A 22,059-nucleotide genomic window follows, 5' to 3' on the forward strand; every position below is an offset into this window, starting at 1 on the left:
TCAGCCGGCGACGGCCGCCGGTCGGGTGGGCGTGGGTGTCTGCGTTGCGGACGGCACCGTCGCCTGCACCGGCGTCGGCGGGTGCTCCCAGCCTAGAAAGCTGGGTCCGCTTACGGCGGAGATGCGCTGGATTTGTCCGTCGAGCAGAGCCTTGCTGTTCCCCAGGGCCAGCGCGTGACGATCGGTGAGCATGCCGATATCACCCGGCACGACCTGGGCCGGATCCAGGGGATTGGTGACCGCCGTCCCGGGGGGCGGGATGGACATGCCCTGCTGTTGGAACGCGTCTGCAATGGGGGCACCCGCTGCGGCGGCCTTGATGGCGGCGGCAAGTTGTGGACTGGCCGCAGTCACCGTCTCGCCGTTGGGCAGACTCACCGTCGTCGGACCCGACGGCTGCGGTTGCGGCTCGCCCGGCTCCGGCTCGTGCCGCGGGTCGTCGTGGTCGTCCTTCTCGCGCTCGGTCTCGTCGTCGTCGGGTCGGTGCTCACGCGGGTCGAAGTCCTCGTCGAACAGCCCGTCTGATGCACCGCGCGGGTCCCGTCCGGTTCCGCCGCCCGACAGGTTAGGCACTGAGAAACCGCTCGGGGCGCCCCAACTGGGCGCGCCCGCCCCGCTGCTCGGACTCACCCCGGTCGGGGCGGCGCCCCCGGCGCCGGTGACCGGGAGCGGTGCAGCGGCCGCGGGCTGCTGGACCGGGGCGTCGAACAGCCCCGGATCGTCCAGCAACGTCGAGTCGAGCAGCGGATCCGGACTGCCCTTCGCTGCCGGCCCACTCGACGACGACGCGGCGGGCGGACCACCGTGCCCGGTCGCGGGTTCGGCCGCCGCCGGCCGGTGCTCCGCCGGGGCGTCCGGGCCGGCCTTCGATGCGTTATACAACGACGTCCACGCCGCCATCAACGCCGACTTCGAGGTGTCGTCGAGGCCGGCTGTCGCCACCACCGCGCGGATATCGCGGAGTTTGCTGATCAGGAACCGCTGGAAGTCCCGCGCGCCGGCCGGAGTGTCCAGGTCGGACCGCGTCGCGAGGGCGGTCTCGATCTCGTGCTGGAGAGCGTCCAGCGCAGTCCTGCCTTCGGCGTTGGTCAGATGCGCGTTGAGGATGGCGGTGACGACTTGCAGATCCAGCTGCGAGCTCGCCGAATTCTGATGTGCCAGAGCAGTTTCGGCCGCGCTGATGGCGCTGGCGGCTTCGCCTTCGGAACGTTGCGGCGGCGCCTGCGGGGCTGGCGCCGGAGTGAACAAGTCCGGATGTTGGTGGCGGATCTTGGCCAGGATCACGTCCAGACGCTGTGGCGGCGTCGCGGGCGACAGTACGTCGCCCATTTCACCCGGCGTCAGCCCCGACTGCCACGCGGCCGGATCGCCGGTGCGTTGCTGAACAAGTCGCATCACGTCGAAGACGTCCTGCTGGGTCGCCACGCCGCTGGACAGTACCCACGCGCACAGCCGCGGACAATTCACTCAGCGGCTCAGATGGAATAGGTGTCCCGCAGGCGGTGCAGCACCGCGCTTTTGCTGCGGCTGACCTCGCGGGCCTCGGTCACAACCTCGGCGATCTCGCGTTGCTTGGCCGCCAGAAATCTCTCGAATTCGCGCGCCCCCATCGGGGTATCGACGGGCTGCCCGGGCAGTGCCTGTTCGATCTCGGCGGAGATCGCGTCGAGTCGCCGGACGCTGTCGCGCATGACCTGATGCGCACTGGCGAGCGCCGCTGCCAGCACGCGGTCGGCCTCGGCGATTGCCCCGTGTCTGCGCGCGAGCGCGGCCTGCCGTTGCTGAATGGCCGCTACCGACGCCCCGCCTTGTTCCGACATGGCCTCAACCTTCTCATCCGGCCCAGCCGACTGGGCGATTGCTGGTACTCACCATGGCCGCCGGATCGCTACGCTGCCGCCCAGCCGGCTGATCCGGACCGAGGCGCCGGAATAGGGCGCCTCGACCACCAGGTTGTTGCCGATCGCCAGCTGTACGTGGCCGGTGTGCGGAAAGACCAGGTCGCCGGGCCGGACTTGCGACCGCGGCACCGGCACTCCGTCGTTGATCTGCTGATAGGTCGTGCGATCGAGGTGTACGCCGGCCTGCGCGTAAGCCCATTGGACCAAGCCGGAACAGTCGAACTGGTCGGGCCCGGTGGCCCCCCAGACGTAGGGTCGGCCCAGCCGGGACAGCGCGGCGCGTACCGCGAGTCCGGCGCGCCCGGCCGGTACGGGCAACCGCCCGCCGCGGTGGTGTGCTGCCCGGTAGCGCAACGCGCGTAGCGCGGCGGCGTGTCGTCGCGAGCGGCCCCTCGCGACGGCGACGTGCTCGCGTTGAGCGCGCAACCGCGCCACGCGGCGACGCAGCGCCTCGCGCTGGGCCAGCGGCGACAGTCCCGGCACCGGGGCATCGGCGCGAGCTTCATCGAGCACGCCACGAGTGAGCTGACGGGCGGCGGACCGATCCCGGTGCGCACCGGCGACGATCGCCGCCAGCGCCGAATCCGTGTGGCCGGCCGCGCTCAGGGCGGCGTGGGCGCGGGTCGCCCGTTGCTGGTAATGATGCTGTCCGCCAACAGGATTCGGTGGCACCGCACCGGCATCGAGGCCGGTTTCGATCGGCGGGTGCGGGCCGCTGCCGGTGAACAGACCGTGGGCTCGGCTCAACGTCTCGAGCTCGGTCGGACTCATCGGTTCTGCTCGCTGTCCGGACCGGACCCGGCCACGCCGACTCCGGCTTCGGCCTCCGTGGTTTCGGTGAATGCGCGCACCCGGGGGAGCGCGCCCGCTGGAATCGCACCCCGGTTGCGGATGTCCCAGACGTCATCGACCGCGACACCGATCAGTGCGGCGATCACGGGTTCGGGCAGCGTCGAGCGCGCACATGCGCGGTCGAAGCGCGCACTCAAACTGCTGGGCAGCCGCTTCAGCAGGTCGCCGCGCGTTGCTTCGAGTGCCTGCAGGTGCTCCATCAGGCGGTCCGTCGAATCGGCACTGGCGTTGACCGCGACCCGCCAGGAGCTGGCGGCCAGCATCTCCGCTTTCACGCATTGTGCGATCACAGAGAGAATATACGTCTCATATTCGTTTGATGTCACCGGCGGTAGTCGATCGATGACGGACTTGATGGTCTCCAGTTGTGCTTCGGCGTATCCCTCCAGCACATCGGTATCGCTGTGCCGGTCGACGACCGGTGCCCCGGCGCGTCGCGGCGGCACCGGTTCGGACGGCTGCGCGGCGATCAACCGGGCGAGTTCGGCGTCCGGGTCGGCGGCGACGATGAGCCGCGAATACGTGCCCGGCGGCAGGCCCAGGCCGTTTTCCACCTTTTGCACAGTGCTTTTGTGCGGTTTGCGGGCGCCGCGCTCGAGATAGCTGAGTCCCATGATGCTGACGCCGGTCGCCGCGGCCAGGTCCGCAAGGGACCAGTCCCGCGACTCACGCAACGCGCGCATGGCCGCACCGGCCGATTCACGGCTCACGGCCGCGCTCCCCGCATAGCCGGATATTACACAGGCCGTCCACCACCCCTCCGTTTATACGTTTTCTTCTCGTTTCGCTTGTCCATCCTGAGTATGTGTGTATACGATTCTGCCTACGTTTTCCGTCGAATGGAGGTCGGCTCGTGTCAAACCCTTGTGCAACCAACCCGGAACTCTGGTTCGGCTACCCCGACGACGACGGCGGCGACGGCGCGGCCAAGGCACGCGCCTACGAGCGGTCGGCCACCGAGGCACGCATTCAGTGCCTGCGCCGGTGCCCACTGGCGCAACAGCGCCAGTGCGCCGCGCGGGCGATCGCGCACCGCGAAGAATATGGAGTGTGGGCCGGCGTGAAGTTGCCCGGCGGTCAGTACCGCAAACGCGAACAGCTCGCCGCGGCCCACGAGGTGTTGCGCCGCATCGCCGCCGGCGACATCAATGCCCGGCAGTTGCCCGAGAACGCGGCGTTGCTGGAGCGTCGGGAAAGTGACGATCTCGCCGTCGGCGCCGTGGTGTTGCATCTTCCCGCCGCCCGCGTAGGCCCGCGCTCGGCGGCTTGACCGAGGGATTGTCGGGCCACACCCGGGGTATACGGGAATTCGACAGTGGCCCCGCTCGGGCCGAGGCAGCTGAGCAAAGGCGCAACCTATGACCTTCGACCTGACCCCGACGGCAGCGCAGCACGATCTGGCGCGGCGCACCCACGAGTTCGCCGAAGAGGTGATCCGGCCCGTCGCCCTCGAATACGACCAACGCCAAGAGTTCCCCTGGCCGGTTCTGGAAGAGGCTGCGCAGCGGGGCTTCTACAGCCCGCTGTTCTACCGCGACCTGATCGGGGACCCCACCGGCATCTCGCTGCCGATGTTCATGGAGGAACTGTTCTGGGGATGCGCCGGAATCGGTCTGGCCATCGTCATGCCGGCATTGGCCCTGTCGGCGATCGGCCAGGCCGCCTCGCCGGAACAGATGCTGGAGTGGGCGCCGGAATGTTTCGGGACCCCGGGCGACATCAAGCTCGCCGCCCTGGCGATCTCCGAACCCGAGGGTGGCAGCGACGTCCGCAATCTGCGAACCCGCGCCCGCCGCGACGGAGACGACTGGGTCATCGACGGTCACAAGATGTGGATCGGCAACGGCGGTATCGCCAACGTCCACGTCGTCAACGCGGTCGTCGACGAGGAATTGGGCCATCGGGGTCAGGCGTTGTTCGTGGTGCCGGGCGGCACACCCGGTTTGGAGCTGGTGCGCAAACTCGACAAATTGGGCTGCCGCGCTTCCCACACCGCCGAACTGAAGTTCGACGGGGTGCGGATTCCGGGTGCGAATCTGCTCGGCGGCGAGGACAAGCTGGAACACAAGCTCGCCAAGGCACGCGAAGTGGTGGCCGGCGCCAAGAAGTCCGGCTCGGCGACCATGGGCACCTTCGAGCAGACCCGGCCGATGGTGGCAGCCCAGGCCATCGGGATTGCCCGCGCTGCGCTGGAGTACGCGACCGCCTACGCGACCGAACGCGAGGCCTTCGGCGGGCCCATCATCGACCATCAGGGAATCGCATTTCCGTTGGCGGACTTGGCCACTCAGATCGATGCGGCACGGCTGCTGACCTGGCGGGCATCCTGGATGGCGGCCAACAACGTGTCGTTCGAACGGGGCGAGGGCTCGATGTCCAAGCTTGCGGCGAGCGAGGTCGCTGTCAAAGCCACCGAGCGAGCCATTCAGACGATGGGCGGCTGGGGTTACATCACCGATCATCCGGTCGAGAAGTGGTATCGGGATGCGAAGCTGTACACCATCTTTGAAGGGACCAGTGAAATCCAGCGCATGGTGATCTCCAACGCGCTGGGTGCCGCCGTCGACACCCCGCCGCTGCACATCACGGTCGAGCCGACGGGTGGGCCGTTCAACAAGATGTTCGGACGCGGTACCCCGCTGCGTTCCCGCGCCGCCGACACCGCACTGTCCCTGCGGGACCGCGTTCCCGAGCCGATCATGCGGATCGCCATGAAGGCAATCCAGCCGCCGGGCAGGTGAGCCCGCGAGTGCAGACGCGAAAGTGAGCAATCTCGAGACCGCTCCGGCCGAAGTCGCCTGCAGCGCTTCGCCGGTCGAGGTTGACGCCGACATCGTCGAAGTGCTGAACCCACGTGCGGTACCGCTGGGCGGACCGCGCGCGATCCACGTGCAGCGCACCCTCCCGCAACGGCAACGGTCGCTGATCGGGGCGTGGTGCTTTGTCGACCATTACGGGCCGACGGACCATCACATGGACGTGCCGCCCCACCCGCACACCGGACTGCAAACGGCGAGTTGGCTTTTCAGTGGGGAAGTGGAACACCGTGACAGCGCCGGCGTGCATGCCACAGTGCGGCCGGGCGAACTGAATTTGATGACGGCGGGCGCCGGCATCTGTCATTCGGAGGTGTCCATTCCTGGCCAGTCACTGCACGGTGTGCAGTTGTGGATAGCCCTGCCGGATTCGGCCCGCGACACCGACCGCGGCTTTGCCCACCACCGCCCTGAACCAGTCGCGCTGCCCGGCGCGATCGCCCGGGTTTTTCTCGGCCAGCTAGCCGGAAGCCGTTCGCCGGTAAGCACATTCACTCCGTTGATCGGTGCGCAGCTCGATCTCGACCCGTCCGCGTCGCTCGAGCTCGACGTCGATCCGGCCTTCGAACACGGGGTGTTGTGCGACCAGGGCGACATCCAGCTCGGCCGAACCACTCTCGCGGCGGCCGACCTCGGGTACCAGGGTCCGGGAAACTCCATCCTGCGGCTGCGCAATATGGTGGATCGGCCGGCCCGGGTGTTGCTGCTGGGTGGCACTCCGTTCTGTGAACAGTTGGTGATGTGGTGGAACTTCGTCGCGCGCAGTCACGACGAGATCGTCACCTATCGGCGGCTGTGGCAGGAGGACCAAGACGGCCCGGAGAACCGCTTCGGTGCCGTCGAGGGATATCAGGGATCGGTCATACGCCTACCGGCGCCGCCGATGCCCACCACTCGGCTGCTGCCCAGGCCGCTGCCCCAACCGAAGGAGCGCTCGTGACCACCGACAAGACCGGCGCAGAGACCACCGTCACGACCGGCGACAACAGGTATGACATTTCCGTGGCCGGCCAATCCGTCGGCTTCGCCGATTTCGCCGATCGCGGTGATCAGCGCGTCTTCCACCACACTGAAATCGATCCCGAATTCGGCGGTCGGGGACTGGCGACCATCCTGTTGGAAGAGGCGCTGCAGACCACCAAGGCTGACGGCAAGCGCATCGTCCCGGTCTGTTCCATGGTGGTCACCGTGCTCAAGAAGCATCCCGAATACGACGACATCACCGATCCCGTCACGGCCGAGGTGGTGGGCTGGGTGAACTCCCAACCGGGTCACTGAGTCGCGGGACTACTGCTCGTCGTCCCAGGTGGTGGGCAACATCGGAATGGTCGGCCCGCCGCCGTATCCGTCGGCCGGCAGGGTGATCAGGCCGGCGGCGTCCGCCTCGCCCCGGTAGGTGCCGCCCAAGCCCATCGCGCTCGCGCCGCGAGTCGACGCGGTGACCGCGGGTTCCCCGTCGGGATCGAGGTCGTAGTCCAGCACCTCGTCGGCGTACTGCCGCTCCGGCATGGTCGCGGCGCGCCGTCGCCGGGCCCGCCGTTTCTCGCGTGCCGCAACCCCGGCGGCCGCCGCCGGAATTCCCTGCGCCGGCGCCTTCGCGCCGGTCCCTTCTCGCAGGGTCGGCGGGACGCCACCGCCCGGGTCGAAGCCCGCCACGGCATACGGCACCAACGTGCCGGCCGCGGGTGCTGCCGAAGCAGGCGCTGCTGCAGTCCCGCCCGCGCCGACCGACCCGGTGGACGCGGCGGCGGATGTCACCCCACTCGGCGCCAGACTCGCCAGCGGCAAGGCCGTGGAATGCCCGCTCAACGTCAGCGGGGTCGGAGCGGCCGACGCGCCGGCGACAGCCGGTCCCAGCGCAACCAGCTGCTGGCCCACCCCGGCCACCACGCCGAGGGTGATCGCCAGCAGCGGCTGGAGCAGCAGCTGCGGATAGGTCAGCGCCGCCCCGACATTGGAGAACACCTGGTAGGCCACGGCGGACAGGAACGGCCCCCATGTCACCAACGCCTGCGACGGATTGGTGAGGAAGTCGGTGACGAGTTTGACGCTGTTGCCCAGCGGGTCCTGCAGAAAATTGGTGATCGGCTCGAACAAGTCCTGGACATAGCCGGTGTACCACTGCAGCAGCTGGCTGATCAGGTTGGCGATGTCGATTTGGGAGCCCGCGTCAGCGGCCGGGGCCGCCGCCGCAAGTTGGCTGGGCTCGGCGGCCGCGGTAGCCGAGTCGGCCTTGACCACCATCGGGGCCGGTCCGGTCGTCGGAACCGCGGCGGTCGCCGTCGTCGCCACGGTTTGGTACGTAGCCATCGTGGTCGCTGCCTGAATCCACATCCGCAGGTAGTCGGCTTCGTTCAGTGCGATCGGGATCGTGTTGATGCCAAAGAAATTCGTCGCGACCAGCACCCCGTGCACGACGTGGTTGGCGGCCAGTTCCGGCAGTGTCGGCATCGTGGCCAGTGCCGTCGTGTAGGCCGCGGCAACGGTCTCCTGCGCAGCCGCGGCGGCGGAGCTGTTGGCCTGCGCCACCGCAAGCCAGGCCAGGTACGGGCCGTGCGCAGCGCCGTAATCCGCAGCCGACGGACCCTGCCACGACCCCGCCTGCACCGCACCCAGGACGCCGGTGAGTTCGGCAGCGGCCGCAGCGTACTCCGCGCTGAGCGCCTGCCATGCCCCCGCGGCGGCCAGTAACGGGCCGGGACCCGGCCCGGCGGACAACAATGCCGAGTGCGCTTCGGGTGGCCAGGCCATCCACATCGGACCGGTCACCCGTCAACCCCCACACGACATCACACCCACCAGTGGTCTCCCCGCCATCGAGCAAGTTGACCCGGTAGGCCGGTGCTAAACCGATCGGCTATCTGCCGTTGCGCTCGCGGTGCTTGCAGCCCGGCCAGCAGCAGGGCCGCCACTTGCCTTCTTCCAGTTCCTCTTGAGTCCTGCGGATGCGGCGCTCGCGTGTCTTTTGCTGCTTGGCGTCCTCGACCCAGCAGATGAACTCGTTGCGTGCCAGCGGGGTGATGTCGTGCCAGAGGGCCAGTGCGGTGGAGTTGGCGGTCAACGCCTCGCGCAGGTCGGCGGGGAGTGGGTGCACCACACCGCCGGGCACTTGCTGGCTGTTCACGAGGCCAGGGTAATCGAGAGGGTCATCGGGGAGAACCCGGCGATGAGACGTTCCGGCCGACGATCCGACAGCTCAGCGCTCAACCGTCCTCGTCCGCTTCCAACCGGGTACGGGAGGTCTCCTGCTGCCCGAACAGCGGCCGGTGCACCTGCTGGTGCCCCAGAACGCCCTCGGTGTACGCCGTCTCCGCGTGCTGGCTGAGGTCGACGCCATTCACCTCATCCTCCCGGCTGATGCGGAAGCCGATGACGAGGTCGATCACCTTGGCCAGCAGATAGCTGACCGTGAACGCGTAAGCACCGACGGCCACCATGGCCAGCGCCTGCTTGCCGAGCTGGCCCACCCCGCCGGCGTAGAACAGTCCATTCGGACCCTTGGTCATCACCGCGGTCGCCAGCAGACCGATCAGCAGCACCCCGACCACGCCGCCGACGAAGTGCACGCCGACGACGTCGAGCGAGTCGTCGTAGTTGAGTTTGAACTTCACCGTGATGGCGAACGCGCACACGATTCCGGCCGCCATTCCGACGACAGCGGCACCCAGGGTGTTCACGTAGCCGCACGACGGCGTGATCGCCACCAGCCCGGCCACCACTCCCGATGCGGCGCCAAAGGTGGTGGGCTTGCCGTCGCGGAGCTGTTCGACCGTCAGCCAGCCCAGCATGCCCAGGCAACCGGCGACCAGGGTGTTGAGGAAGACCGCGGAAGCGAACCCGTCGGCGGTCAGGGCCGAACCGGCGTTGAACCCGAACCAGCCGAACCACAGCAGTCCCGCTCCCAGCAGCACGAACGGCAGGTTGTGCGGACGCATGGCCTCGGTCTTGAAGCCGATGCGCGGACCCAGCACCAGGGCCAGCGCCAGGGCCGAGGTGCCGGAGACGATCTCGACTACCAGACCGCCGGCGAAGTCCAACGCGCCCAATTTGGACAGCCAGCCCGCTGGCCCCCAAACCCAGTGCGCGACAACGGAATACACCGCGATCACCCATAGCGGGACGAAGATCAGCCAGGCGCTGAATTTGGCGCGGTCGGCGATGGCGCCGCTGACCAGGGCCGCGGTGATGATCGCGAAAGTCAGCTGGAAGGTCGCGAACAGCAGTTCGGGAACCTGGCCGTGCAGCGTCTGCGGACCGATCCCACTCATCCCGGCGTGCGACAGACCGCCCAGGAATCCGCCGGCGCCGCCGTCGGAGAACGCCAGGCTGTACCCGACGAGCAGCCATGCCACGGTGACCAGCGGGATCGAGATGAAGCTCATCATGATCATGTTCAGCACGCCGGTGGTGCGCACCATGCCGCCGTAGAAGATTGCCAACCCGGGCGTCATCAGCAGCACCAGCGCCGTGCTGGCCAGCAGCCACGCGGTGGCGGCGGGATCGATGTTCAACTCAGGGCTCCCTCGATAGTCGTCGATGAGAATGTAGGCGGCATGGGTGGGGCGGCCGCCAGAAGGGGCGGTGCTTGCGCCGGGGTGAGCGACCACGCGATGCCACTCACGGGTACTCGGGTGACATCGTCGGCAGCACTACTGTCGTGCCGATGAAGGGTGTCGTGCCGGTGAGGGATCGCTGTCGTTTCGGCCTCGGCCTGATCGCCGTTGCCGCCGCTGTGGTCGCATGCACGCACGATCAGCCTGCGCCGAAAGCCACCGACTCCGGGCCACCGGATACCAGCGTGGTCGCGCCCACCAACGACGCCGACCGTGAGCGGCTGCGCACGATCCAGCAGATCCGTGGCGTCGATATCTGCGCCCTGTACGGCGGGGCGCGCACGGTGGCGGGCAAGGCACTCACCATCGAGGCACCTACCTCGCCGATCCTGTGCCGCTCCCGCATCGGCCAAGACAGCGACAACATCACGGCGACCATCTCGTTGGCGGTCGGGCCGGTGGTGCTGCCTCAGCCGGCGGCCTGGGCCAAGCACGAAACGATCGACGGCACCGATGTCACCGTCGCCGACGCATTCGCCGGACCCAACATGCCCCCGCGCGACCAGATGGTGTCGGCGGGCTGTGAGTGGGCAGCCACCTATCCCGGCAGTGTGCGCCTGACCGCCATGGTGATGGCGCCACCGCGAATCGACGGCTGCGCCATTGGCCGCAAACTCATGCAGGTGGGCCTGCACGAATTCGCCCGCAAGCCGTCCCTGGCGACGAGTTCGGTGCCCCGCACCGTGATCACCGGCGCCGACCCGTGCCGGGCACCGGCGCGACTGCGCCCGGCGCACGGCATTTCCTGGGACATTGCAGAGTTCAGCACCCATGACTGCGCCTTCGGCGTCGACGGCGGGCCGAACGTCTACCTTTCATTGGACTACGCGGAGCCCGACGGGCTCACCTACGAGCCTGAGCATTTCGACGTCGGCGGGCACGCCGTCAGCGGCGACGGCGAGGCGGGCATCTTTACGGTGGTGATCGGCCCGCAGTTCCAGGTCGGCACCAAGACGATGGTCCCGGTCGCCACGATCACCGATCCGGCGAAGGACTCCGATCGGATCCGGCTGATCGCCCAGGCGGTTGCGGATGAATACTGACGACGAGGTCAGGGGACCCGACAAACACAGAGGCCACGGACTCTACGTCCGTGGCCTCGCGCGCCGCAGTTCGTGGAACCGCTCACTGTGGGCGAAGGGGGACTTGAACCCCCACGTCCCGAAGGACACTGGCACCTGAAGCCAGCGCGTCTGCCATTCCGCCACTCGCCCGAACAACCGGAGGACCATATCACTCTAGTAGCCGCGCGCCCCAACCGCTCGGCGGGCTCGACCGGCGTCGCGCGGTAATAAGGTCTCTGATCAGTATCGATGTGATTCCCAGGAATCTCACGGTGCCGCAGCATGGCGGTATCCCGATACGATGACGGCACTCGGCCGAGTCGTTTGCCCTCCGCCGACGATCCCTGGCACAGAGTGAAGCGAGCGCGCAACGATGGGTGGCCAACGCGGGCTAGTTCAGCGCATCGAGCGCAAACTCGAGGCGACCGTCGGTGATGCGTTTGCTCGGGTCTTCGGCGGATCGATTGTGCCGCAAGAGGTGGAGGCGCTGCTGCGGCGCGAAGCGAGCGACGGCGTCCGGTCACTGCAGGGAAATCGCCTTTTGGCACCCAACGAATACATCATTACCCTCAGTGTGCACGACTCGGAGAAGTTGAACGCCGATCCGGATCTCACGTCGAGCGCTTTTGCTCGGTACTTGGCGGACTTTATCCAGGAACAGGGGTGGCAAACGTATGGTGATGTGGTCGTCCGGTTCGAGCATTCCGCGAACCTGCATACAGGCCAGTTCCGCGCCCGCGGGGCTGTCAACCCCGACGTCGAGCCCCGCCCGACGGATACCGATTCCGCCCCGCCACAATCAGATGATGCGTTTGGCGCAGAACCAGGAGTACGACCGATGACTGACAACCCAGGCTACCGCGGTCAGGGGCGGCCCGACGAGTATTACGACGACCGCTACGGACGGCAGGACGACCAGCGCGGTTACCCGCCGGAACAGGGCGGTTACCCACCGCAGCAGGGATACCCGCCGCAGGGCGGGTACGGCCAGCAGGGTGGTTACCCGGACCAGGGCGGCTACGGCCAGCAGGGTGGATACGGCGACCAGGGCGGCTACGGCCAGCAGGGCGGTTACGGCGACCAGGGCGGTTACGGCCAGCAAGGTGGCTACGGCCAGCAAGGTGGCTACGGCGACCAGGGCGGCTACGGCCAGCAAGGCGGTTACGGCCAGCAGGGTGGCTACGGCGACCAGGGCGGCTACCCGGACCAGGGGCACGGCGGGTACGGCGAGCCGGGCCAGAGCGGCTACGCGCCCACCCACGAAGCTGCGCCGCCCGCTACGCCCCAAGGTCCGCCCGGTGGCGGCTACGGCGGTCAGGGCGGCTACGGCCAGGACCAGGGTTACCAGCAGGGTGGGTACGGTCAGCCGCCGGGCGGCGGCTACGGCGATTACGGTGACTACGGCCGCGAGCCCGCCCGCCAGGACGCCGGCTACGGCGCCCCGCCGGCTCCGCCGGAGCCGCAGCGCTCGGCCTACCCCGAGGGGGGCGGCTACCAGGACCAGGGCTATCAGCAGGGCGGCGGCTACGGCCGACAGGATTACGACGCCGGGGCCTACACCCAGTACGCCGAAGCCTCGCCCGCGGGATACGCGCCTCAACAGGGCGGTTACGGCGAGCCCGCCGGCCGGGACTACGACTACGGCGCTCAGGGCCAGCAGCCGGCCTCCGACTACGGGCAGCCGCCGGCTTCGGACTACGGGCAGGGCGGTGGCTACGGCGGCTACGGGCAGGGCGGGTACGGCTCCGCCGCAGCGCAGGTCACCCTGCAGCTCGATGACGGCAGCGGCCGCACCTATCAGCTTCGCGACGGCTCCAACATCGTCGGGCGCGGCCAGGACGCCCAGTTCCGGCTGCCCGACACCGGGGTTTCCCGCCGGCACCTGGAGATCCGCTGGGACGGTCAGGTCGCATTGCTCTCGGACCTGAATTCGACCAACGGCACCACCGTCAACAACGCACCGGTGCAGGAGTGGCAACTAGCTGACGGCGACGTGATCCGGCTCGGTCACTCCGAGATCATCGTCCGCATCCACTGAGCCACACGCTCACGCTGTCGAGCCTCTCCCCACGGCGACCACCGTCCCAGTATCGTGTCTTTGCTGAGGTGCTCGGTCTCGCGGGCAGGGGGTGGGCAATGCCGGCACGGAAAGGACCGTCAGATGCAGGGGTTGGTACTGCAGCTGTCGCGTGCCGGCTTCCTGATGTTGTTATGGCTGTTCATCTGGTCGGTGCTGCGGATCCTGCGCACCGATATCTACGCCCCCACCGGAGCGGTCATGGTGCGGCGCGGGCTGGCGTTGCGGGGCAGTCTGCTTTCCCCGCGGCAGCGGCGCGACTCCGCGCGCTACCTGGTCGTGACGGAGGGCGCGCTGACCGGTGCCCGGATCACCCTCAGCGGACAGCCGGTGTTGATCGGACGCGCGGACGATTCGACCCTGGTGTTGACTGACGACTACGCGTCGACGCGGCACGCCAGGCTGTCTCAACGCGGTTCGGAATGGTATGTGGAAGATTTAGGGTCGACGAACGGCACTTACCTTGACAGGGCGAAGGTGACGACTGCGGTACGAGTTCCCATAGGTACGCCGGTTCGGATCGGCAAGACGGCGATCGAGCTGCGCCCGTGACGCTGGTATTGCGCTATGCGGCCCGCAGCGATCGCGGCCTGGTGCGGTCCAACAACGAGGACTCGGTGTATGCCGGTGCACGGTTGTTGGCCCTGGCCGACGGCATGGGCGGGCACGCCGCCGGCGAGGTGGCGTCGCAACTGGTGATCGGCGCGCTGGCGCCACTGGACTACGACGAGCCCGGCGGCGATCTGCTGGCCAAGCTCGACGCCGCGGTTCGCGAGGGCAACTCCGCGATCGCCGCGCAGGTCGAGATGGAACCCGATCTGGAAGGGATGGGGACCACCCTCACCGCGATCCTGTTCGCCGGGGACCGTCTCGGACTGGCCCACATCGGTGACTCGCGCGGCTACCTGTTCCGGGACGGCGAACTGACGCAGATCACCAAAGACGACACGTTCGTGCAGACCCTGGTCGACGAAGGACGCATCACCGCCGAGGAGGCCCACAGCCACCCGCAACGGTCGCTGATCATGCGGGCGCTGACCGGTCACGAGGTGGAGCCGACCCTGACGATGCGCGAAGCCCGCGCCGGTGACCGCTACCTGCTGTGCTCGGACGGTCTGTCCGACCCGGTCAGCAACGAGACCATCGCCGAAGCACTGCAGATCGCCGATGTCGCCGAAAGCGCTTACCGGTTGATCGAACTCGCGCTGCGCGGCGGGGGGCCCGACAACGTCACGGTGGTGGTCGCCGACGTCGTGGACGACGAGTTCGGCCAGACCCAGCCGATCCTGGCCGGCGCGGTGTCCGGCGACAGCGACGAGGACCAGCTGACGCTCCCCAACACCGCGGCCGGCCGCGCATCAGCGATCCGACCCCGCAAAGAGGTCACCAAACGCGTTGCGCCGCAAGCAGAACCGCCGAGCAAGCCGCGCTGGCCGCGGCGCCGGATCATTCTGGCCGCCGTGCTGGCGGTGCTGGTGCTGCTGGCCGGCGTGTTCATCGCCAAGCTCATCATCGGCAACAACTACTACGTCGCCAACGACAACGGCACGGTGGTCATCATGCGGGGGGTCCAGGGATCGCTGCTGGGTATCTCCCTGCACGACACGCACTCGTCGAGCTGCTTGAAAGGCAACGAGATCTCCGAGGCTCCCGCCGGACAGCAGTGCCGGCCGGTGAAGCTGGAGTACCTCAACCCGTCGGCCCGGAAGACGGTGCAGGACGGGTTGCCCGCCAACACGTTGGAGGGTGCGCGCCAGCAGCTGCGCGACCTGTCCAAGCAGCTGCTGCCGGAGTGCCCGCAGCAGCGCACGTCGTCGACAGAGCCAACAGCCCCGTCCACCAACAGCAGGGGCACCCCCGAACCCGGCAACGGCTCGACGCCGCCGGCCACCAGCTCCACGGCCCCGGCGACGACTCCGACCACGCCGGCGCAGAGCTCGCTGCCTTCGTCCAGCACCACCCCGGTAGCGCCCGCCCCGCCGTCTCCGCCGGCAACGGAAACCCAGCAACCCTCTCAGACACCAGGCGTGGACTGCCGGGCAGCGGCATGACCACAACGGAATTGCCCGCACCGGTTGCGGTGACTCCTCCGCTGCCGACCCGGCGCAACTCCGAGTTACTGCTGCTGGTGTTCGCCACGGTGATCACCGTCGCCGCGTTGGTGATCGTGGAGACCAACCAGGAGCGCGGCGTGCACTGGGACCTGGTCAGCTACGGGTTGGGCTTCCTGACACTGTTCATCTTCGCCCACCTGGTTCTCCGGCGTTTCGCGCCCTTCACCGATCCGCTGCTACTGCCGGTGGTCGCGCTGCTCAACGGTCTGGGTCTGGTGATGATCCACCGCCTGGACCTGGTGGATAAAGAGGTGGGCCGGCACGGTCACCCCAGCGCCAATCAGCAGATGCTGTGGACCCTGCTCGGTGTCGTGGCGTTCGCGCTGGTGGTGGCGCTTCTCAAGGACTACCGCCAACTGGCCCGCTACGGCTACATCTGCGGCCTGACGGGTCTGGTCTTCCTGGTCATTCCCGCGCTGCTGCCCAAGTCGCTGTCCGAGCAGAACGGCGCCAAGATCTGGATCCGGCTGCCCGGCTTCTCCATCCAGCCCGCCGAGTTCTCCAAGATTTTGCTGTTGATCTTCTTCGCCGCGGTATTGGTCGCCAAACGCAGCCTGTTCACAAGCGCCGGCAAGCACGTGATGGGGATGAACCTGCCGCGCCCCCGCGACCTGGCCCCACTGCTGGCCGCGTGGGCGATCTCGGTGGGCGTGATGGTCTTCGAAAAGGATCTGGGCACCTCGCTGCTGCTGTACTCGTCTTTTCTGGTGCTCGTCTACCTGGCGACGCAACGGTTCAGCTGGGTGGTGCTCGGGCTGGTGTTGTTCGCGCTCGGCAGTGTGGTCGCCTACTACTCGTTCAGCCATGTCCAGGTGCGGGTCCAGACCTGGCTGGACCCGTTCGCCGATCCCGACGGGGACGGCTACCAGATGGTGCAGGCGCTGTTCAGTTTCGCCACCGGTGGGATCTTCGGCACCGGTCTGGGCAACGGCCAGCCCGACACCGTGCCCGCGGCGTCCACCGACTTCATCATCGCCGCGTTCGGCGAGGAGTTGGGTCTGGTGGGCCTGGCCAGCATTTTGATGCTCTTCACCATCGTCATCATCCGCGGCATGCGCACCGCGATCGCCACTCGTGACAGCTTCGGCAAGCTGCTGGCCGCCGGTCTGGCCTCGACGCTGGCGATTCAGCTGTTCATCGTGGTCGGCGGGGTCACCAAGCTGATTCCGTTGACCGGATTGACCACGCCCTGGATGTCCTACGGCGGATCGTCGCTGCTGGCCAACTATGTGTTGCTGGCCATCTTGGCCCGCATCTCCGACGGCGCCCGGCGTCCGGTGCGCACCCGTCCCCGCAAGAAGTCGCCGATCGCGGCGGCCAGCACCGAGGTCATCGAGCGCGTATGAACACCTCGCTGCGCCGGATTTCGGTGACCGTGATGGCGCTGATCGTGCTGCTGTTGCTCAACGCCACGATGACGCAGGTCTTCACCGCCGACGGGTTGCGGGCCGACCCGCGCAATCAGCGTGTGCTGCTCGACGAATACTCGCGCCAGCGGGGCCAGATCATCGCGGGCGGCCAATTGCTCGCGTATTCGGTCGCCACCGACAGCCGGTTCCGTTTCCTGCGGGTGTACCCCAACCCCGAGGTGTACGCGCCCGTCACCGGCTTCTACTCGCTGCGCTATTCCAGCGCCGGCCTCGAACGGGCCGAGGATCCGCTGCTCAACGGGTCCGACGAACGGTTGTTCGGCCGGCGGTTGGCTGACTTCTTCACCGGTCGCGACCCGCGCGGCGGCAACGTGGACACCACCATCAACCCGCGTGTGCAGCAGGCCGCCTGGGACGCGATGCGGCAAGGCTGCAGCGGCTCCCCGTGCAAGGGCGCCGTCGTCGCGCTGGAACCCTCGACCGGCAAGATCCTGGCCCTGGTGTCCGCACCGTCTTACGACCCGAACCTGCTGGCGTCGCACAATCCCGACATCCAGGCGCAAGCCTGGCAGCGCCTCCGGGACAGCGCCGACAATCCGCTGGTCAACCGGGCGATCTCGGAGACATACCCGCCCGGTTCCACGTTCAAGGTGATCACCACCGCCGCGGCCCTGGCCGCCGGCACCAGTGAGACCGCGCCGCTGACGGCAGCGGCCAAAATTCCGTTGCCCAACAGCACCGCCACGTTGGAGAACTACGACGGCACCCCGTGTGGGCCAGGTCAGACCGTGCCGCTGAACGAGGCGTTCGCCAAGTCCTGCAACACCGCCTTCGTCCAGCTCGGACTGCTCACCGGCGCCGAGGCGATGCGCAGCGTGTCCCGGGCGTTCGGCCTGGACGACACCCCGGCGCCGATCCCGCTGCAGGTGGCCGAATCGACCGTGGGCCCCATCGCCGATGGTGCCGCGCTGGGCATGACCAGCATCGGGCAGAAGGACGTCGCGCTCACACCGTTGCAGAACGCCGAGGTTGCCGCGGCGATCGCCAACGGCGGCATCTTGATGCGGCCCTACCTGGTAGAAAGCCTCAAGGGACCCGACCTGGCCAACATCAGCAGCACTGCGCCGTATCAGCAGCGCCGCGCAGTTTCGCCGCAGGTCGCCGCTAAGCTGGCAGAGCTGATGGTCGGCGCCGAGAAAGTCGCACAGCAGAAAGGGGCCATCCCCGGCGTGCAGATCGCATCGAAGACGGGCACCGCGGAGCACGGCTCCGACCCGCGGAACACGCCACCGCACGCGTGGTACATCGCCTTCGCGCCCGCGCAGGCGCCGAAGATTGCCGTGGCGGTGCTGGTGGAAAACGGTGGTGATCGCCTGTCCGCGACCGGCGGCGCGGTCGCCGCGCCGATCGGACGGGCAGTGATCGAAGCTGCGTTGCAGGGGGGACCATGAGTCCGCGCGTCGGGGTGACGCTGTCGGGTCGTTACCGCCTGCAGCGGCTCATCGCCACCGGCGGCATGGGCCAGGTTTGGGAAGCGGTGGACAGCCGCCTGGGTCGGCGCGTCGCCGTGAAGGTGCTCAAGCAGGAATTCTCACAGGACCCGGAGTTCATCGAACGGTTCCGCTCCGAGGCCCGCACCACTGCGATGCTCAACCATCCCGGTATCGCCCAGGTGCACGACTACGGCGAAAGCCAGCTGGACGGCGAAGGCCGCACCGCCTACCTGGTCATGGAGCTGGTCAACGGTGAACCGTTGAACTCGGTGCTCAAACGCACCGGCCGCCTCTCGCTGCGGCACGCCCTGGACATGCTCGAGCAGACCGGCCGCGCGCTGCAGATCGCGCACACCAACGGTCTGGTGCACCGTGACGTCAAGCCGGGCAACATCCTGATCACCCCTACCGGTCAGGTGAAGATCACCGACTTCGGTATCGCCAAGGCCGTCGACGCCGCACCGGTCACCCAGACCGGCATGGTGATGGGCACCGCCCAGTACATCGCGCCCGAGCAGGCCCTGGGCCACGACGCGACACCGGCCAGTGACGTCTACGCGCTGGGAGTTGTTGGCTACGAAGTGGTTTCGGGCAAAAGGCCGTTCACCGGGGACGGTGCGCTGACCGTGGCGATGAAGCACATCAAGGAGCCGCCGCCGCCGTTGCCCAATGATCTGCCGCCCAATGTGCGCGAGCTCATCGAGATCACCCTGGTGAAGAATCCCAGCCAGCGCTACCGCAGCGGGGGACCGTTCGCCGACGCGGTGGCCGCGGTGCGAGCCGGCCGGCGACCACCCCGACCCAGCGCGTCCCCACCGGCCGGCCGGGCCGCCCCGGCGGCGGTCCCGTCGGCCGCCCCGGCGCGGATCGCGCCCGCGTCCTCCACCAGCCGCACCGCCGCGCCACGCCGCTCGCAGGCCGCCTCGGGTCGCCGGCCGCCGCCGGCCCGGCGGACGTTCTCCTCCGGCCAGCGGGCGCTGCTGTGGGCGGCCGGGGTACTCGGCGCGCTGGCGATCATCATCGCGGTGCTGATCGTCATTTCGAAGAACGACACCGCACAGCAGCAACAGGTGCCGCCGACGGTGAACAACACCGGAAGCGCGTCGGTCAGCCATTGGACTGACAGTGGGGAAACGGGTATCCCTGGGATGCCGGCTCAATTCGGGACCCCAGGATGACAACCCCTCAGCATCTGTCCGACCGTTACGAACTGGGCGACATCCTCGGCTTCGGAGGTATGTCCGAGGTTCACCTCGCCCGCGACCTGCGGTTGCACCGCGACGTCGCGGTCAAAGTGTTGCGCGCCGACCTCGCTCGCGACCCCAGCTTCTACCTGCGGTTCCGGCGTGAAGCGCAGAATGCCGCCGCGCTCAACCATCCGGCGATCGTCGCGGTGTACGACACCGGCGAGGCAGAGACACCGGCCGGACCGTTGCCGTACATCGTGATGGAGTACGTCGACGGCGTGACCCTGCGCGACATCGTGCACACCGAAGGCCCGATGACGCCCAAGCGGGCCATCGAGGTGATCGCCGACGCCTGCCAGGCGCTGAACTTCAGCCACCAGAACGGCATCATCCACCGCGACGTCAAGCCGGCGAACATCATGATCAGTTCCGCCAACAACGCGGTGAAGGTGATGGACTTCGGCATCGCCCGGGCAATCGCCGACGGCGGCAACAGCGTCACCCAGACCGCCGCGGTGATAGGGACCGCGCAGTACCTGTCGCCCGAGCAGGCCCGCGGCGACCCGGTGGACGCCCGCTCTGATGTGTATTCGCTGGGCTGTGTGCTCTACGAAATGCTCACCGGGGAGCCACCTTTCACCGGTGACTCACCGGTCTCGGTGGCCTACCAGCACGTCCGCGAAGATCCGGTGCCGCCCTCGGAACGGCACGAAGGAGTTTCCGCCGACCTCGACGCCGTCGTGCTCAAAGCCTTGGCCAAGAACCCGGAGAACCGGTATCAGACGGCCGCCGAGATGCGGGCCGACCTGGTCCGGGTGCACAACGGCGAGGCCCCTGAAGCTCCCAAGGTGCTGACCGGCGCCGAGCGCAAGGCATATATGTCCTACTCGGGTCCCAGCCACACCGGACCGCGGACCGACCCGCTGCCCCGGCAGAACTTCGACGAATCCGACAACCGGGGTGCGGGGTCGGTGGGTCGCTGGGTGGCCGCGGTGGCGGTACTGGCGGTGCTCACGATCGTGGTCACCATCGCGATCAACACTTTCGGTGGCAATCCCCGCAACGTCCAGGTTCCCGACGTGCGCGGCCAAGCGTCGGCGGACGCGATCGCCGCGCTGCAGAACAAGGGTTTCAAGACGCGCACCCAGCAGAAACCCGACTCGACGATCCTGCCCGACCACGTCATAGGCACCGACCCGATCGCCAACGCCTCGGTGGGCGCGGGCGACGAAATCACCATCAACGTCTCCACCGGTCCCGAGCAGCGCGAGCTGCCCGACGTGTCGTCGCTGACCTACGCCGAAGCAGTCAAGAAGCTCACCGCCGCGGGTTTCAGCAAGTTCAAGGAAGCCAAGGCGCCGTCCGCTGCGGAGCAGGCCGGCAAGGTCATCGGGACCAACCCGCCGGCGAATCAGACGTCGGCGATCACCAACGTGATCACGATCATCATCGGTTCGGGTCCAGAGACCAAGCAGATCCCCGACGTCGCGGGCCAGACGTTGGAGATGGCGCAGAAGAACCTCAGCGTGTACGGCTTTTCGAAGTTCAGTCAGGCGTTGGTGGACAGCACGCGCACCGCCGGCGACGTGATCTCCACCAATCCGCCGGCAGGCACCACGGTCCCCGTCGACTCGGTGATCGAACTGCAGGTATCCAAGGGCAATCAGTTCGTGATGCCGGATCTGTCCGGCATGTTCTGGACGGATGCCGAGCCTCGGTTGCGTGCACTGGGGTGGACCGGGGTGCTGGACAAGGGGCCCGACGTCGACGCCGGTGGTCCGCTGCACAACAAGATCGTGGTTCAGAGCCCGTCGGCCGGCAGCGGCGTCAATCGGGACGGCGTGATCACGCTGAAGTTCGGTCAGTGACTCCGGCCGGCCGGGTGGACGGTTCGACCGGGAAGTGCGGCCGCACCGCGGTAGAGACTTCGTTCTCCAAGCGACGCACCAACGTGTCGTCGCGCACCCAGCCGCAGTAGGCGAGCCAGTTCGCCAGCATCCGGTGACCGCCTTCGGTCAGGATCGACTCCGGGTGGAACTGGACGCCGTGGATGGGCAGACCGGTGTGCCGCACTGCCATGATCACCCCGCTGCGGGTGTGCGCGATGGCCTCCAACTCGGCTGGCAGCGACTCCGGCAGGATGGTCAGCGAGTGATACCGGGTGGCCGTAAACGGATCCGGAAGTCCTTGCAGCACACCGGCATTAGTGTGCAGCACACTGCTGGTCTTGCCATGCAGCAACTCGGGTGCGCGGTCGACGGTGGCACCGAACGCCACCCCGATGGCCTGGTGCCCCAGGCACACCCCGAGCAGGGGCGTGCTGGACTCGGCGCACGCGCGGACCAGGCCGATCGAGGCGCCCGCGCGCTCGGGTGTCCCCGGCCCCGGGCTGAGCAGCACACCGTCGAACTGGGTGGCGACGGCGTTCGCATCGGCCAGGCGCGCGTCGTCGTTGCGCCACACGGCGGCCTCGACGCCCAGCTGGCCCAGATACTGGACCAGGTTGAACACAAAGCTGTCGTAGTTGTCGACGACCAGGATCTGCACCGTGACAGGTTACCGCCCAGGTGCG

The 22,059-nt window shown here is 68.0% G+C and carries 20 protein-coding genes and 1 tRNA gene; 12 read left to right on the forward strand and 9 right to left on the reverse strand.

What is annotated here, in order from left to right:
* Genes AC5Y6Y_RS12455 through AC5Y6Y_RS12470 form a run of 4 tightly spaced genes read right to left on the reverse strand, consistent with a single transcriptional unit; the run spans position 1 to position 3,463 of the window.
* A complete protein-coding gene (locus tag AC5Y6Y_RS12455; protein ID WP_473138715.1) occupies positions 1–1,425 on the reverse strand; it encodes a DUF4226 domain-containing protein in 1,425 nt (474 codons plus the stop codon).
* Positions 1,426–1,475: 50 nt separating this feature from the next.
* Positions 1,476–1,820, reverse strand: a complete 345-nt coding sequence (locus tag AC5Y6Y_RS12460) for a DUF4226 domain-containing protein (RefSeq protein WP_473138714.1) — start codon at positions 1,818–1,820, stop codon at positions 1,476–1,478.
* A 48-nt stretch (positions 1,821–1,868) separates the two neighbouring features.
* Positions 1,869–2,672 (reverse strand): C40 family peptidase, encoded by an 804-nt coding sequence (locus AC5Y6Y_RS12465; protein ID WP_473138713.1) that lies wholly within the window; start codon positions 2,670–2,672, stop codon positions 1,869–1,871.
* On the reverse strand, positions 2,669–3,463 hold the full coding sequence (locus tag AC5Y6Y_RS12470; RefSeq protein WP_473138712.1) for a helix-turn-helix domain-containing protein: 795 nt from the start codon (positions 3,461–3,463) through the stop codon (positions 2,669–2,671). The genes AC5Y6Y_RS12465 and AC5Y6Y_RS12470 overlap by 4 nt, the downstream gene beginning before the upstream one ends.
* 143 nt (positions 3,464–3,606) lie before the next feature.
* On the opposite strand from AC5Y6Y_RS12470, the gene AC5Y6Y_RS12475 reads away from it, so the two are divergent.
* The 4 genes from AC5Y6Y_RS12475 (at position 3,607) to AC5Y6Y_RS12490 (ending at position 6,847) form a co-directional block, all read left to right on the forward strand.
* Positions 3,607–4,023, forward strand: a complete 417-nt coding sequence (locus AC5Y6Y_RS12475) for a WhiB family transcriptional regulator (protein ID WP_473138711.1) — start codon at positions 3,607–3,609, stop codon at positions 4,021–4,023.
* An 88-nt stretch (positions 4,024–4,111) separates the two neighbouring features.
* Positions 4,112–5,494: an acyl-CoA dehydrogenase family protein gene (locus AC5Y6Y_RS12480; RefSeq protein ID WP_463826317.1), complete on the forward strand. Its 1,383-nt coding sequence runs from the start codon at positions 4,112–4,114 to the stop codon at positions 5,492–5,494.
* A 22-nt stretch (positions 5,495–5,516) separates the two neighbouring features.
* Positions 5,517–6,509, forward strand: coding sequence for a pirin family protein (locus AC5Y6Y_RS12485; RefSeq protein WP_473138710.1), 993 nt, complete (start codon positions 5,517–5,519; stop codon positions 6,507–6,509).
* Positions 6,506–6,847, forward strand: a complete 342-nt coding sequence (locus tag AC5Y6Y_RS12490; protein ID WP_473138709.1) for a GNAT family N-acetyltransferase — start codon at positions 6,506–6,508, stop codon at positions 6,845–6,847. Before AC5Y6Y_RS12485 ends, AC5Y6Y_RS12490 begins: the two co-directional genes overlap by 4 nt.
* 9 nt (positions 6,848–6,856) lie before the next feature.
* Here AC5Y6Y_RS12490 and AC5Y6Y_RS12495 read toward each other — a convergent pair whose 3' ends face one another.
* The 3 genes from AC5Y6Y_RS12495 to AC5Y6Y_RS12505 form a co-directional block, all read right to left on the reverse strand.
* Entirely contained in the window at positions 6,857–8,338 is a 1,482-nt protein-coding gene (locus AC5Y6Y_RS12495; protein WP_473138708.1) for a PPE family protein, read from the reverse strand.
* Between the two features lie 88 nt (positions 8,339–8,426).
* Positions 8,427–8,693, reverse strand: coding sequence for a YdeI/OmpD-associated family protein (locus tag AC5Y6Y_RS12500; protein WP_473138707.1), 267 nt, complete (start codon positions 8,691–8,693; stop codon positions 8,427–8,429).
* 79 nt (positions 8,694–8,772) lie between these two features.
* Positions 8,773–10,020: an ammonium transporter gene (locus AC5Y6Y_RS12505; RefSeq protein WP_463826432.1), complete on the reverse strand. Its 1,248-nt coding sequence runs from the start codon at positions 10,018–10,020 to the stop codon at positions 8,773–8,775.
* Between the two features lie 212 nt (positions 10,021–10,232).
* Here AC5Y6Y_RS12505 and AC5Y6Y_RS12510 point away from each other — a divergent pair, with 212 nt between their 5' ends.
* Entirely contained in the window at positions 10,233–11,225 is a 993-nt protein-coding gene (locus tag AC5Y6Y_RS12510; protein WP_473138706.1) for a hypothetical protein, read from the forward strand.
* Between the two features lie 88 nt (positions 11,226–11,313).
* Here AC5Y6Y_RS12510 and AC5Y6Y_RS12515 read toward each other — a convergent pair.
* A tRNA-Leu gene (locus AC5Y6Y_RS12515) sits at positions 11,314–11,396 on the reverse strand.
* A gap of 223 nt (positions 11,397–11,619) precedes the next feature.
* Between AC5Y6Y_RS12515 and AC5Y6Y_RS12520 the strand changes: the two genes are divergently transcribed.
* From AC5Y6Y_RS12520 to pknB, 7 genes are all read left to right on the forward strand, one after another.
* Positions 11,620–13,284 carry an FHA domain-containing protein gene (locus tag AC5Y6Y_RS12520; RefSeq protein WP_473138705.1) on the forward strand — a complete coding sequence of 555 codons (1,665 nt, stop codon included), beginning with the start codon at positions 11,620–11,622 and terminating at the stop codon, positions 13,282–13,284.
* Between the two features lie 123 nt (positions 13,285–13,407).
* Positions 13,408–13,875, forward strand: coding sequence for an FHA domain-containing protein FhaB/FipA (locus AC5Y6Y_RS12525; RefSeq protein ID WP_463826294.1), 468 nt, complete (start codon positions 13,408–13,410; stop codon positions 13,873–13,875).
* Positions 13,872–15,374 (forward strand): PP2C family protein-serine/threonine phosphatase, encoded by a 1,503-nt coding sequence (locus AC5Y6Y_RS12530; protein ID WP_473138704.1) that lies wholly within the window; start codon positions 13,872–13,874, stop codon positions 15,372–15,374. Before AC5Y6Y_RS12525 ends, AC5Y6Y_RS12530 begins: the two co-directional genes overlap by 4 nt.
* Positions 15,371–16,783 carry an FtsW/RodA/SpoVE family cell cycle protein gene (locus tag AC5Y6Y_RS12535; protein ID WP_463826292.1) on the forward strand — a complete coding sequence of 471 codons (1,413 nt, stop codon included), beginning with the start codon at positions 15,371–15,373 and terminating at the stop codon, positions 16,781–16,783. Before AC5Y6Y_RS12530 ends, AC5Y6Y_RS12535 begins: the two co-directional genes overlap by 4 nt.
* A complete protein-coding gene (gene pbpA, locus AC5Y6Y_RS12540) occupies positions 16,780–18,258 on the forward strand; it encodes a D,D-transpeptidase PbpA (RefSeq protein WP_463826291.1) in 1,479 nt (492 codons plus the stop codon). The genes AC5Y6Y_RS12535 and pbpA overlap by 4 nt, the downstream gene beginning before the upstream one ends.
* Positions 18,255–19,478 (forward strand): serine/threonine-protein kinase, encoded by a 1,224-nt coding sequence (locus AC5Y6Y_RS12545; protein WP_473138703.1) that lies wholly within the window; start codon positions 18,255–18,257, stop codon positions 19,476–19,478. Before pbpA ends, AC5Y6Y_RS12545 begins: the two co-directional genes overlap by 4 nt.
* Positions 19,475–21,355: a Stk1 family PASTA domain-containing Ser/Thr kinase gene (pknB, locus tag AC5Y6Y_RS12550; protein WP_463826289.1), complete on the forward strand. Its 1,881-nt coding sequence runs from the start codon at positions 19,475–19,477 to the stop codon at positions 21,353–21,355. Before AC5Y6Y_RS12545 ends, pknB begins: the two co-directional genes overlap by 4 nt.
* Here pknB and AC5Y6Y_RS12555 read toward each other — a convergent pair.
* Positions 21,333–22,034: an aminodeoxychorismate/anthranilate synthase component II gene (locus tag AC5Y6Y_RS12555; RefSeq protein ID WP_473138702.1), complete on the reverse strand. Its 702-nt coding sequence runs from the start codon at positions 22,032–22,034 to the stop codon at positions 21,333–21,335. The genes pknB and AC5Y6Y_RS12555 overlap by 23 nt on opposite strands.
* Positions 22,035–22,059 lie beyond the last annotated feature (25 nt).

The sequence above is a fragment of the Mycobacterium sp. NGS24 genome, from assembly GCF_059813065.1.